The organism is Lyngbya sp. CCY1209 (assembly GCF_055795065.1).
This window is the reverse complement of record NZ_JAYFER010000492.1, coordinates 1-245: the sequence shown is the minus strand read 5'-3', so window position 1 is coordinate 245 and position 245 is coordinate 1. Positions and strand designations below refer to the sequence as shown.

The 245-nt window shown below is 35.1% G+C and carries 1 pseudogene; it reads right to left on the bottom strand.

Annotated elements, in window-relative coordinates:
• Positions 1–245, bottom strand: a pseudogene (locus AC0QHF_RS15445) (RNA-guided endonuclease TnpB family protein); the annotation flags it as partial.

Genomic DNA, 245 nt, shown 5'->3' with positions numbered 1-245 from the left:
CCTCTGCTACTCCTCTAAGAGTTTGCTGTGCTGCCTGAGAATACAAAAACTGATAATTTGCATGGGACTTCAACTCTTTTTCTAAGTTGTATTTTCCCGTAATATATCCGAATTTAAAATACCACTGTCTAGCTAAATAAATTCCGCAATTAATGAGTTTGTTGGCCGTGGTACACAAGTATTCTAAAAAAGGGACATTTTCGGATTTTTTAATTAATTCTTGCTGACATCCATACATCCTTATC